The 12852-nt window shown below is 70.9% G+C and carries 8 protein-coding genes; 2 read left to right on the top strand and 6 right to left on the bottom strand.

All coding sequences use genetic code 11. The features are described from left to right. Nucleotides 1-6 precede the first annotated feature (6 nt). From OHA21_RS09325 to OHA21_RS09305, 5 genes are all read right to left on the bottom strand, one after another. Nucleotides 7-312: a CU044_2847 family protein gene (locus OHA21_RS09325; protein WP_328472241.1), complete on the bottom strand. Its 306-nt coding sequence runs from the start codon at nucleotides 310-312 to the stop codon at nucleotides 7-9. 31 nt (nucleotides 313-343) lie between these two features. Continuing rightward, the gene (locus OHA21_RS09320; protein WP_328472239.1) at nucleotides 344-4540 is read right to left on the bottom strand and encodes an nSTAND1 domain-containing NTPase; all 4197 of its coding nucleotides are present in this window, start codon (nucleotides 4538-4540) and stop codon (nucleotides 344-346) included. Beyond that, nucleotides 4537-8661: an nSTAND1 domain-containing NTPase gene (locus tag OHA21_RS09315; RefSeq protein WP_328472237.1), complete on the bottom strand. Its 4125-nt coding sequence runs from the start codon at nucleotides 8659-8661 to the stop codon at nucleotides 4537-4539. Before OHA21_RS09315 ends, OHA21_RS09320 begins: the two co-directional genes overlap by 4 nt. Nucleotides 8662-8742: 81 nt before the next feature. Next, nucleotides 8743-9387 (bottom strand): transcriptional repressor LexA, encoded by a 645-nt coding sequence (lexA, locus tag OHA21_RS09310; RefSeq protein WP_328472235.1) that lies wholly within the window; start codon nucleotides 9385-9387, stop codon nucleotides 8743-8745. A 66-nt stretch (nucleotides 9388-9453) separates the two neighbouring features. Continuing rightward, nucleotides 9454-10074, bottom strand: a complete 621-nt coding sequence (locus OHA21_RS09305) for a hypothetical protein (protein ID WP_328472233.1) — start codon at nucleotides 10072-10074, stop codon at nucleotides 9454-9456. A 68-nt stretch (nucleotides 10075-10142) separates the two neighbouring features. On the opposite strand from OHA21_RS09305, the gene OHA21_RS09300 reads away from it, so the two are divergent. Continuing rightward, nucleotides 10143-10565, top strand: coding sequence for a nitroreductase family deazaflavin-dependent oxidoreductase (locus OHA21_RS09300; protein WP_328472231.1), 423 nt, complete (start codon nucleotides 10143-10145; stop codon nucleotides 10563-10565). Then, entirely contained in the window at nucleotides 10562-11266 is a 705-nt protein-coding gene (locus tag OHA21_RS09295; RefSeq protein ID WP_328472229.1) for an HAD family hydrolase, read from the top strand. The genes OHA21_RS09300 and OHA21_RS09295 overlap by 4 nt, the downstream gene beginning before the upstream one ends. Before the next feature lie 594 nt (nucleotides 11267-11860). Here OHA21_RS09295 and OHA21_RS09290 read toward each other — a convergent pair. Next, nucleotides 11861-12760, bottom strand: coding sequence for an aminotransferase class IV (locus OHA21_RS09290; RefSeq protein WP_328472227.1), 900 nt, complete (start codon nucleotides 12758-12760; stop codon nucleotides 11861-11863). Nucleotides 12761-12852 lie beyond the last annotated feature (92 nt).

Genomic DNA, 12852 nt, shown 5'->3' with positions numbered 1-12852 from the left:
CGCGGCTCACCACTCCAGGCGGACGGTGAAGTTGGCCTCGCTCTTGGCGCGGGCGACGACCACGCCGGCCTCGGCGGTCACCTTCACGCCGAACTCGACGCCGATCCGCTCCGGCGGGTCGGCCATCTCCCGGATGCTGTCCCGGATCGCGGTGGCCGCCGGGCGGATCCGGGCCAGCGCCTGCTGCAGCGTCTCCTGCGCGTGCTTGAGCGCGTCGGGGCGGCCGACGTTCTCCAGGCTGCCGGGCTCGTCGGGCACCTCCACCAGCACCGAACCGCCGTCGTCCAGGGGCATCACCACGACCGTTGTCATGCGGCCCACCCTATCGACGCGGGTCAACCGATCATGAGCACGGCGGGTCGGTGGGCGCGTCGTCGCGTTCCAGCAGTTCGCGCTCCTCGGCGGTGAAATCGCGGGTGCTGAGGGCGCACAGCCGCTCGAACCAGGCTTCCGGATTGAGCCGGATGACTCGGCTGCCAGCCGGGCTGCGGCTGGCGAGGACGTCACCACGCAGCGTCCAAGGCGAGTCCTCGTCCAGTGCGGCCGTTTGGGCGAGCATCAGCCCAGCGTTCACGTCCCATACATTCACCGGTTCGGGATTGCCGCTGGGCGCGGTCAACAGGTAGCCCTCCGGAGTGAAGCCGATGATCTCCGTGCCCGCCCCACCTGCGCGGATCGGCCGGCGCCGCTGAGAAGTGTCCAGATCCCAGACCTCGGAGTCGGTCGCGGTCACGACGGCGAGTCGTTTCCCGTGTTTGTCAAAGACCGCGGATCCACCGAATGTGACGGCCTGCGGTGGAGGCCCGCTCACCGGTTCACGCGATCCGAGATCCCAGATCTCTACTTTTCCGCTCACCCGGGCGATCACGATTTGGTCTGGGTCTCCCGGCCGGACGTCTTTGATGCGGGCGAATCCGGCCTGGTAGCGGGCTTTGACATCCCGGACGGCCAGTGGGAGCGGCGGGCCGTCCGGCTCGCCGGTACTGGCAGTCCACGAGGTGAGGATCCCGTGGTGCAGGACCGTCACGCGGTCGGGGCCGGACATGGTGACTGAGCTGACCATACTTGAAGAACTGCCAGCAGCGAGCTCGCTCAAGTCCGGTTTCGGCAGATCCCGGCGCCAGAGGGGAGCCAGGCGGGGCAGCGAGTAGGCCGCCAACCCACCCGGCTCGGTGATCAGGAGACGGCGGCTGTCCGGTGTGATGGCGAACTCACGCCCGCGTTCACCGGCGTCAAACTGCCAGGCCAGTGCCGGCCCCTCCATCTTCGCCACCTGGTCGCCGGTCGCCGCGTCGGAAAGCTCGATCCGGCCGGACCGGTAGAAGGTCAGCGCGCTTCGCTCGTCGGGTGTCAGGACCCAGGCGGCATTCTCAACCACATCGTCGTGAGCACGGACCGGCCTGGCGACGGTGAGCGCCATGCGATACAGAAGGTCGCTCCGCAGGCCGAGCGCAATGGGCACACCGACGGAGCCCCGCACGATCGCGAGCTGATCGAGAATGGGGGCGAACGTCAGGTCGATCACCGGCGGCAGCACCCCGCGGTAGCTGGTGCCGGTGCGCAGATCGACCACATTGAGGACCGCGTTGGTCTCCTTACCTAGAAACCGCCCGTCGAGGACAGCCATGTTAGTGGTGCCATCGATGTCGGCCGCCTCACACGAAGCCCGGGGGATGCCGCTGCGGACCGCGCCTGTAGCGGTCTCGCGAACCCGCAACGTCTTGTTCGCGCAGTCCACGACGGACACGCCGTGCTCGGCCAGCGCCACGAGCTGCCCGGGAATCGTCCGCCGGAGTCGGCCGGAAGCGAGGTCATGCACCACTACCCCTTCCGACCTGGCGATCGCCACGGTTCCCGCCGAAGGCCCGAAGGCAACGCGGTAAGCCGTAGCACCCACCGGCACCGCGGCGGGCACCGATTTACCGTCGGCCAGGTCCCAGATCCGCAGGTCGGGTACCGCCGGACCAGAGGCGGTATTGACGTTGAAGGGGTTGACCGACCGGAAGACCAGCAGGCGCGTCCCATCGCGGCTGAACGCGATGTTGTCGAGACCTCTCAGGTCGGGCCGGTCGGCGTCGACCGGCCCGGCCAGCACGCGCGGCGACCCGGGCCGCTCGAGATCCCAGACGGCGACGGTGCCGTCGGAGTCAGCCCCGGCGATGTAGCGGCCGGTGGGGTTTACCTCGAGCGCGTCCACAGTCTCGGCGCCCGGGAGCGTCACCAAGGCCGGCTCGTCGCTGGTCAACCCCGTCACTACCGCTGCAGCGGCGGGACCGGTGATCACCGCGACCCGGCCGTCGTCGCTGGTCTGGATGCGCTCAGGAGTTCCCTGCCAGAGGCCCTGAAAGACCCGATCAACCGGGTCGAGCATGGCGTACTGGGTGAGCAGTGCCCCGTACGCCTCCGGGGTCTTGCCTGCGCGCCACGCAGCCTGAGCGAACTGCAACGCCTTCGCCGGATCAGTGTCGCGGAAGCGCAGCGAATGTGCGGCAAGCTGCCGCGAAGCGGAAGCTTGCACCTGCTCGGCCAGAGCCGCGCTGCGCCGCGCGGCCACGAGGGCGAGCGAACCGGCCACCACGGCCAAGATCGAGACAACCGCGACCACGGTACCCAGGGCGCGCACCCGCCGCTTCTCCCGGTTTCGGCTGGTCCGCACGAAGTCGAGGTCGTCGGCGCTCAGGTCGGGCCCACGCTCACCCGCCCATTGCCGAGCCGCACTCAACGAGGCTCCGCGCAGCAGCGCGTCCGGGTCGTGCCCGGCAGCAGTCCATCGGGCCCGGTCGGTGCGCAGCTGGTCGCGCCAGGTCAGGAACTCGCGGTCCTTCGCCAGCCATTCGGCGAGCGTCGGCCAGCTCTCCAGCAGAGCCTGATGTGCGGGCTCCGCGAACGCAGCGCGGCCGTCCGGTTTGGTGACCACGACGAGCCGGCGGGCGGCCAGCTCGTCGACGACCGCCCGCTCCGGCTCGGCCAGGCCGGACAGGTCGAGAGGCCGCCGCCGGAAACCGGAACCGTCGTCGGAAGGGCGGGCCATCGCGGTCAGCACCGTCCGGATCCGCTCGCGGTCGTCCTGTGGCTGCTGGTCCAGGACCTGATCCGCGTAGGTGGCGAGAGCACCGGAGACGCCGCCGAGTTCCTCGTAGGCCTCGACGGTCAGTTCGTCGAACCGGCGGCGGCGCTGCCACAGCAGTTCCAGGGTGAACTCGATCAGCGGCAGCCGGCCCGGTTCGCTACCCGCGTCGGCGAGGATCCGCTCGTCCAGGCCGTCCTCGAAACCGACGTTGCCGGCGCGGATCGCGGCTCGCAGTTCGTCGCGGCTCATCGGTGGGACGAGTTCGATCCGCGCCCGGTTGACCGCGCCGGCGATCTCGGCGCTCAGGGTTTCCTCCAGCACGCCGGCGCGCAGCGTCACCACCGCAGCGACCCGGACAGTGCCGTCCGGGCGGCGTCGCGCGGCCCGGACCAGGCCGTCGAGCAGGACGATCGCGGCGTGCACCGCTTCCGGAGCCGCCTCCTCGAGCTGGTCGACGAAGAGCAGCAGGCCGTGATCGCCGGCCCGGTCGTCGAGCTCGCCGGCCAGTGTGGAGAGGGTGTCGGCGGGTTCGGTGCGCAGCCGCTCGGCGAGCCGGGCCGGGTCGTCGGCGTCCGGGTCGAGCACCGGCATGATCAGGCGCGCCACCAGGGTCTCGATCCGCTCGCCGAGCCGCAGCCGGGCGGTGACGATCTTCGCCTCGCGGGCTCGCACGGCGGGCACCAGACCGGCCCTGATCAGGGAGGACTTGCCGCTGCCGGACGGGCCCATGACGATCAGCAGTGGCCGTTCGCGGACCGCGGCGGCCAGGCGGCCGATCACTGCGTCGCGGCCCTTGAACCAGGCGGCGTGCCGTTCCTCGAACGGCTCCAGGCCCCGGTACGGTGAGCCGGCAGCCGGATCCGGCTCCCCGAGCTCGGGGAAGGTGTCCAGGACGGCGTTGATCGGTACAGCGTTGCAGCTGTACTTGCCACTGACCGCGGTGACGACCATGCCGGCCACCGCGCCGGTCTCCGGGTTGTACACCGGCGAGCCGCTGAAGCCCCGCTCGACCTGCAGTTCGCCCGCGGTGTTGATCTGCAGGAGCCCGGCGCGTTCACTGACGGCGACACCGGTGATCACGTCGCCTGGGCCTTGGGCGCGCTGCAGGGCGTACCCGAAGATCCGAACCGGCTCGTCCCGGCCGATGCGCACCGGCCGCAACTTGGCGGCCGGCAGTTGCCCGCGCGGCGCGGCGGTGAGCTTGAGCAGCGCGATGTCACCACGGCTCCCGGCGTCCTGCGCGGTCCATCCGAGCACGTGCGCCTGGGCGCGGGCGGCGCCGTCAGCGAGCGGAAAGTCCAGGTCGACGGTGTCATCCGCCGGTTCCCCGGCGAAGTCGGCACCGAGCGCGGCCAGGACGACGTGCGTGCAGGTCAGGACCAGGTCGGGCGCGACGAGGAAACCGGTGCCGACGAGACGGCCGGCGTCGTCACGGATCCGGGCGACCGCGACGGGCTCACGGTTGCTCATGGGCAGGGCCGTTCGACGGAGATCTTGTCACGCTTCAGCAGATCGACTTCCTCGGCGGCGAAGGGGCGGTCGTTGAGGTCGCACAGCCGCTGGAACCACGAATCCGGGTCGAGCCGGATGACCTGGCTGACCTCCCGGGCCCGGCTGGCCAGGACGCCGTCGCTCAGTGTCCAGTTGCCGCCGCCGTCGGGCGCGGGCAGTTCCGCGAGCAGCAGCCCGGCACCGATGTCCCAGAGCTGGGCGTTCGTCGGCGAACCGATCGACTGGACGAGGAGATAGCGCTCGCTGGTGAACCCGAGCACCCGGACGAAGGGTTCCGAGGGCACGGGCCGGCCGGCGTCCCGTTCGGTGGCCTCCCAGATCTCGGTGGTTCCGGAGCGGGTGCCGACGGCGAGCAGGCCGCCGGTGGTGTCGAACACCGCGGACCGCCCGCCGGCCGCCGCCGAGGCGGGGACGGTCTCGACGACCTTTCGCTGGTCGAGGCTCCAGATCTGCAGCGTCCCCTCGCTCAGGACGATCGCGACCTGGTGCGGATGGCCCGGCCGGACCGCCGTGATGAAGGCCTTGGCGGCTTCGAAACGGGCCGCGGCGTCACCGTCGGTGATCGGCAACGGCGGGCCGGCCGGTTCGCCGGTGCCGGCACTCCACGAGGCCAGGATGCCGTGATGCAGCACCACGACCCGATCCGCGCCGGTCGCGGCGACCGTGGTGCCCAACGCCGTTTCGGGTGGGGGCACCGCGCCGTCGAGGTTCGCCTCGGGAAGCGGGAGACGCCGCTGCCGGGTCAGCGCCGGAAGACTGTGGACGGCTAAGGCATCCGGCTCGGCGATGACCAGATAACGGTTGTCCGGGGTGATGGCGAACTGCGGTTCCCGGTGCGGGGATTTCAGGTGGGGCACCGTCCGAGATCGGGCGATCTGCTGGCCGGTCGAGGTCTCCGACAGTTCGATCTCGCCGGAGCTGCGGATCGTCACCGCGTGCCGGCCGTCCGGCGTGACCACCCACCGGGCGCCCGGTGCGGCAGTCTTCTCGTCGGCCTCTGACGCGCGCGCGGAGACAGTGGCCGGGGTGGGCCGGGTGCGGTAGAGCAACTCCCCGCGCACACCGAGGGCCACCAGATCGCCCGTCGCCGGGGTCACAATGGCCATTCCCGAGTCGCCGACCGGCGGCATGGCGCTGCGGTGCACCGAGCCGGTCCGCAAGTCGACCACCTCAGCGCCGTTGACGACCGCGTTGGTGGTGCCGTCAACGGTCAGCAGGCCGCAGAAGATCGGAATCGACCGCAGTGTCCGGCCGGACGCGATGTCGCGCACCCGCAGGTTGTCGGTATCGCAGTCGATGACCGTCGCGCCGTTGCCGGCCAGCCGGGCGCTGCGCTCACGAAAGGTGGTGCGGGCCCGGCCCGACGCGAGGTCGGCGACGACCACCTGGTTCGTGCGCTCGATCGCGACCGTGCCGAGGCGCGGGCCGAAGTAGGCGCGGAAGTCGTCGTCGGTCAGCGAGACCGCCGAGGTGATCGCAGTGCCGTCGGCCAGATTCCACACGCGCAGGTCGGGAACCGTGGTGTCGGCGTTCGCGCCCGTCGTCCCTTTCACCCGGAACACCAGCAGGCGGGTCCCGTCGCCGTTGAAGGCGAGGTTGCCGACTTGCAGCGGGCTCACCGGTCCGCCGGTGACCTTCTCGGACAGGGTCCGGGGAGCATCCGGCCGGGCCAGATCCCAGAACATCACCGTGCCGTCGTCAGCCGCTCCCGCCACGTACCGGCCGGATGGATCGACTTGGAGCTGGTCCACCGCCGCGGCGCCGGCCAATGACACCCGGACCGGCCCGCCACCGGTCAGCCCGCGCCAGACCACCGGGTCTTCAGCGCCGGCGATCACCACGACCTGCCCGTCGTCGCTGGCCTGGATCCGGCTCGCGGCGCCCTCCCACAGGTTCGGGAGAACCCGGTCGACCCGGTCGAGCATGGCGAACTGGGTGAGCAGCGCCCCGTACGCCTCCGGGGTTTTGTCCGCGTGCCACGCGGCCTGCGCGAACTGCAGGGCCTTGGCCGGATTGCTGTCGCGGAAGCGCTGGGAATGCGCGGCGAGCTGCCGCGAAACGCCTGCCCGGACCTGATCGGCCAGGGCCGCGCTGCGCCAGACGACCACCACCGCGAGCAGCGTCGCCAACACCGCCAGAGCGGTGACAACCGCGATCACGGTACGCAGCACCCGCACCCGCCGCCTCTCCCGCGCCTGGCCGGCCCGCACGAACCCGAGGTCGGCCCCGTCGAGGTCGGCCGTGCGCGCGGCCGTCCACCGCTGGGCCTCGGCCAGGGCGGCGCCCCGCAACAGCGCGTCCGGATCCTCGCCGGAGGCCACCCAGCGTTTCCGGTCGGTGCGCAGCCGGTCGCGCCAGACCAGGAACTCGCGGTCCGCGGTGAGCCATTCCCGCAGCGCCGGCCAGCTCTCGAGCAGGGCCTGGTGTGCCAACTCGGCGTAACTCGGGCGGCCGGCCGGCTCGGACACCACGACGAGCCGGCTCCTCGCCAGCAGCTTGATCGCGACCAGTTCCGCGGCGTCACGGCCGTCGAGTTCCAGCGGCTGGCGCCGGAACCCGGCGCCGTCGTCCGCGGGCCGGGCCATCGCGGTCAGCACCGCCCGGAACCGTTCCCGGTCTTCCTCCGGCTGTTCGCTCAGAACCTCGTCGGCGTAGGTGGCCAGGGCGCCGGAGACGCCGCCGAGCTGTTTGTACACCTCGATCGACAGCTCGTCGAAGCGGCCGCGGTCCTGCCACAGCCGTTCCAGGGTGAACTCGATCAGCGGCAGCCGACCGGGCTCGTCACCGGCCTCGGCGAGGATCCGCTCGTCCAGACCGGCTTCAAACCGCACACCACCGGCCCGGATGGCGTCGCGCAGCTCGTCCGGGCTCATCGGGCGGACCAGTTCGATCGCGGCCCGCCGGACCGCCTCGGCGACCTCCGGGCCGACGGTGTCCTCCAGCACCCGGGCACGCAACGTCACCACGGCTGCGACACGTACCGTGCCGTCCGGGCGGCGCCGGGCGCTGCGGACCAGGCCGTGCAGCAGCTCGATCGTGGACTCGACGGCCGGGGGCGGGGCCTCCTCCAGCTGGTCGACGAAGAGGAGCAGACCGTCGTCACCGGCGCGTTCGTCGAGGGCGCGGGCCAGGCCGGCCAGCGCATCCGAACGTTCGGTGCGCAGCCGCTCGGCCAGGCCCCGCTCCTCGGCGGACCCGGCATCCGGTCTGATCGCCTGCAGGACCAGCCGGGCCACCATGGTCTCGGCCTGCTCGCCGGGGAACAGCCGGTCGGTGACACTCTCGACCTTCGCCGCCCGGACCGCGGGCACCAGACCGGCCCGGACCAGCGACGACTTGCCACTGCCGGACGGGCCCATCACGATCAGCAGCGGCCGGCGCCGGATCGCTTCCACCAGCGTGGCGGTCAGGTCGGCGCGGCCGTGGAACCGGTCGGCGTGGCGTTCCTCGAACGGTTGCAGACCTCGGTACGGCGACGCGGCCGCCGGATCCGGTTCGCCGAGCTCGGCGAAGTTCTCCAGGAGGGCGTTGACCGGTACGGCGTTGCAGCTCCGCCCGCCGGTGACCGTCTGCACCACCATGCCGACGACCGCGCCGCCGTCCGCCCGATAGACCGGGGAGCCGCTGTAGCCGCGCTCGACCTGCAGCTCACCCTCGGTGTTGATCTGCAGCATCCCGGCGCGCTCGGTGACGGCCACCCCGGCGATCACGTCGCCGGGGCCGTGGGCGCGCAGCAACGCGTACCCGAAGATCCGGACCGGCTCGTCACGGCTGGTCTGCTGCGGGCTGAGCCGGGCCACCGGCAGGCCCGGCAGCGGCTCGGTCAGGCGCAGCAGGGTGGTGTCACCGCGGTGACCGGAGTTCTCCGGCGTCCACGCGACGACGGTGGCCCGCGCTTTAGCCACCCCGTCCGGCAGCGGGAAGTCCAGCTCGACGGCGCCGTCCGGCGGCTCGGAGGTGAACTTGGTGTCGAGCGCATGGCGGACCACATGGGTGCAGGTCAGCACCAGGTCCGGAGCGACCAGGAACCCGCTGCCGGCGACCTGGCCCACCTGGTTCCGGATACGCGCGACCGCCACCGGCTCCCGGTTGCCCGCCAATCCGCTGCCCTCCCCCGCACCGCACAGACCGACACCAATCTATGCGGTGGGCGAAAGCCGTCACATGCGGCGTAGCACCGAGACCACTTTGCCCAGAATGACGGCCCGGTCCCCGTCGATCGGTTCGTACGCCGGGTTGCGCGGCTCCAGCAGAACGTGCCCCGAGCGCCGCCGGAACACCTTGACCGTCGCCTCCTCGTCGATCATCGCGGCCACGATGTCCCCGTTGTACGCCTCCTGCTGCTGGCGAACCACCACGATGTCCCCGTCGCAGATCGCCGCGTCGATCATCGAGTCGCCCTGCACCCGCAGGCAGAACAGGGTGCCCCGGCCGACCAGGTCGCGGGGCAGGTTGAGCAGCTCCCCGGTCTCCTCCTCGGCCAGAATCGGCGTGCCGGCCGCGATCGTGCCGACCAGCGGCACCCCGACCGTCGACTCGCTACCGGACTCGGGGGTGGCGGGTTCCAGATACATGCGTACGTCGATCGGGCGCGTCACGGTCCGCCCCCGGCGCAGGAACCCGAGGTCCTCGAGCTGGCGCAGATGACGGCTGACCGACGACGTCGAGGCCAGGCCGACCGCATCTCCGATCTCCCGGGTGGACGGCGCGTGACCGTATTTCACCGCCCAGTCCCGGATGACTCCCAGGATGCGGCGCTGACGCTCGGTCAGCACGGACGTGTCGAATTCCTCAGCCGATAGCACCTGAGGATCTTGCCAGACGCATGACGCCGGGCGTCGGCAGGCCACGCCATCGTGCGGCAGGATCACCTAGTCGGGCGTACCGAAATCCTTGATGATCGTCTCGTGCGGGGACGGCTGGATCAGGATCTGCTGGGGAACAGCGGTCGCGACCGGCACCAGTTCGAATTGGACCGCGTGTACCCGTACGCCCGGGGTCAGATCTTCGGGATCTTCTGCGACCAGCAGGCCGTCCTTGCCGAGCCAGCCGGTCACCGGCGTGGCCGGCACGGTCGGATCCGGCGCCCCGCCGCCGCCCCGCGTGCGGAACTGCGGGTAGTAGGCCTCCCGGGCCGGGTCGTAGTCGTAGATCACTATCGAGACCCGGGCGACTGGGTCCGGCAGGTTGCGCCGCCGCAGCGCGGCCAGGGTCTGCGCCACCGCGACTTCGGCGTAGGCGAAGATCCGGATCGGCTCGTTCGGGCGCAGCGACCAGGAGATGCTGCCGAGTACGGCCACCGCCGGGGTCAACCGGATGCCGGTGCCGGGTGAGACCTGCGCGGTCACGTCGGTCGGGACCGCGACCTTGAGTTCGGCCGGCACGGTGGTGCTGGCGACGGACAGATCGAGGAGGTAGCCGATCGGCTCCGACTTGTCGGGCCGGAAGAAGATCGCGTCGGCCGGATCACAGTCTTTACTGAACTCGGGCATGCCCGCACGGTAGGACGGGACCGGACAGAAAAGTGTCCGCTGATCTACAGACATGCTTGACTTCAGCCATGAGCGACTGGAACACGAAGATCATCGAGGAGTTCCGTGCGAACGAGGGCCGCGTCGGCGGACCGTTCGAGGGCGCGCCAATGATTCTGGTGCACCACCGGGGACGCAAGAGCGGGCGCGAGATCGTGGCGCCGCTGATGTACCTGCCGCACGAGACCGATCCCGACGTCATGTACATCTTCGCCTCCAAGGGCGGTGCGCCGACGCACCCGGAGTGGTACCACAACCTGATCGCCGCCGGCGAGGCGTCCGCGGAGGTGGGCACTGCCTCGTTCCCGGTCGAGGTGAAGGAGATCACCGGGGACGAGCGCGACCAGATCTTCGGCGAGCAGGCCCGGCGCTACCCGGGCTTCGCGGAGTACGAGCAGAAGACCGCCGGCATCCGCGTCATCCCGGTGCTGGAGCTGACCCGCGTCCGATGACGATCCGGGTGGCGATGTGGTCGGGGCCGCGCAACATCTCGACCGCCATGATGCGCAGTTTCTCGTCGCGCGCCGATACGGTGGTGGTCGACGAGCCGCTCTACGCCCACTACCTGGCGGTGACCGGTCTCGATCATCCCGGCCGCGACGAGATCCTGGCGTCGCAGCCCACCCGCTGGCAGGAGGTGGCGGCGGCCCTGACCGGGCCGCTGCCCGGCCACCCCGCGATCCAGTACCAGAAACACATGACCCACCACCTGCTCCCCACGATCGGCCGGGAGTGGCTGGGCGATCTCACCCACGCGTTCCTGATCCGCGAGCCGTCCCAGGTGGTGGCCTCCTACGCGCGGGTGCGAGGCGAGCCGACTCTGGACGACCTCGGCTATCCGCAGCAGGCGGAGATCTTCCGGACGTTCGGCGGTCCGGTGGTGGACGCGGCGGACGTGCTGCGCGATCCGGAGGGCACGCTGCGGCGCCTGTGCGCCGGTCTCGGCTTCGCCTTCGACCCGGCGATGCTTTCCTGGGCGCCGGGTCCGCGCGAGACCGACGGCGTTTGGGCCCCTTTCTGGTACGCGGCGGTGCGCGCTTCCACTGGATTTGCACCCTATGATCCGTCCGCGGTTGACGTGCCGGCCCGCTTACGCCCGTTGGTGGAGGCGGCCCGTCCCTACTACGAGGAACTCGCCGAACACCGCCTCTAGCCAGCCTGACCAGCTCGGCCGCCACCTATAGACCCTCCCGCCTGTTATGAGCGCCGCCTCCGGCCGTGCAAGCCGCTTTCCGTGCCCAGCCAGAAAGGCAGAACCGGCGCTGGATCGAGGTGACGTCGCCAGCGCGCGGCTGAGGCGCTGTTTTCGGACTTGTTGATCATCGAGCCCTGCAGTAGCGCTGCCTCAACGGCCGGCAGATAGCACTGATGCGCGGCCCAGTGATCGAACAGCCTTCAAAAGCGGGCCCGGCCGCGCGTTAGCGCTGCTGCCGCCGGCCGGCCGGATGCCGTTCGGTAGCCGGGGATGCTGTGCGGTGGCCTGGGATGCTGCGGTGGCCGGGGATGCTGTGCGGTGGCCGGGAATTCTGTGCGGTCGCCGGTGGATGCTGCGGTGGCCGGATGCTGCGGGGGGCGGGTGGCTGCTGCGGTGGCGGGTGGCTGCGGTTTGAGCGTGACCAGCAGGATGAGCCCGGCGGCCGCGCCGACTGCCGCGCCCCGGCAGTCGGCTCGCGCGGAACGGCGATAACGGCCACGATGCGGCGGGACGGCACAGCGGTGAGTGACCACGCGCGGGTGGTCGGCCGCTTTACAAGAGGCGGACGCCGTGAGTGGCGGCGTATTCCTGGTAGAGCTTGGCGATGCGGCTGGTCAGCGGGCCGACCTCGCCGCCGCCGATCGGACGGCCGTCGATCACCGTGACGGCGGCGATCTCGCCCATCGTGCCGGTGCAGAAGACCTCGTCGGCCGCGTACATCTCGGTGAGCGACACGTCGCGCACCACCGCCGGGATGGCGTGCGCGGCGGCCAGATCCAGGACCGTCTGCCGGGTGATGCCCTCGGGGCAGGCGGCGGTGGTCGGGGTGACCAGGGCGTCGCCGATCACCGCGAACAGGTGGGTGGCGTTGGTCTCGGCGACAAAACCGCGCTGGTCCAGCATCAGGGCGTCGTCGGCGCCGGCCGCGTTTGCCTCGATCTTGGCGAGGATGGAGTTCAGCAGGTTGTTGTGGTGGATCTTCGGGTCGAGCACGTCGGGGGCGGGGCGGCGGAAGCTCGACGTGGCCAGCCGCAGGCCGGTGGTGTCGTAGACCGGGGCCTTGTGTTCGGCCAGGACGATCAGGGTCAGGCCGGAGCGGTTCAGGCGTGGGTCCATGCCGCTGGTCACCTTCACCCCGCGGGTCAGGGTGAGCCGGATGTGCACGCCGTCGGTCATCTCGTTGGCCTGCAACGTCTCGGTGATCGCGGAGACCAGAACCCCGTCTGCGGGGATGTCGGTGAAGCCGAGCGCCAGCGCGGACCGGCGCAAGCGGGCCAGGTGCTCGGTGAGGCCGAAGATCGCGCCGCGGTAGACGCGTAGGCCCTCCCAGACGGCGTCGCCGCCCTGCACCACCGAGTCGAACGGGGACAGTCCGGGCTGGTCGCGGTGCAGGAGCTCGCCGTTGACCCAGTAGCGGATGCCGGCGTTGCGCTCGTCGTACTGCTGGAGCATCGCCTGATCATATGCGCGTCAGCAGACGGGACCCGGGGCATCCTGTTCCGCCTATCTGCGTACTAGCACTGAGGTGCGGGCGCTCACCCGAG

Origin of the sequence: Actinoplanes sp. NBC_00393, assembly GCF_036053395.1 — a bacterium.
GTDB lineage: Bacteria > Actinomycetota > Actinomycetes > Mycobacteriales > Micromonosporaceae > Actinoplanes.
This window is presented reverse-complemented; position numbering and strand designations above follow the sequence as displayed.

Excerpts from the sequence above, each read along its gene's own strand:
- OHA21_RS09325 (WP_328472241.1), bottom strand. The coding sequence starts at position 312 with ATGACAACGGTCGTGGTGATGCCCCTGGACGACGGCGGTTCGGTGCTG.
- OHA21_RS09320 (WP_328472239.1), bottom strand. The coding sequence starts at position 4,540 with ATGAGCAACCGTGAGCCCGTCGCGGTCGCCCGGATCCGTGACGACGCC.
- OHA21_RS09305 (WP_328472233.1), bottom strand. The coding sequence starts at position 10,074 with ATGCCCGAGTTCAGTAAAGACTGTGATCCGGCCGACGCGATCTTCTTC.
- OHA21_RS09300 (WP_328472231.1), top strand. The coding sequence starts at position 10,143 with ATGAGCGACTGGAACACGAAGATCATCGAGGAGTTCCGTGCGAACGAG.
- OHA21_RS09295 (WP_328472229.1), top strand. The coding sequence starts at position 10,562 with ATGACGATCCGGGTGGCGATGTGGTCGGGGCCGCGCAACATCTCGACC.
- OHA21_RS09290 (WP_328472227.1), bottom strand. The coding sequence starts at position 12,760 with ATGCTCCAGCAGTACGACGAGCGCAACGCCGGCATCCGCTACTGGGTC.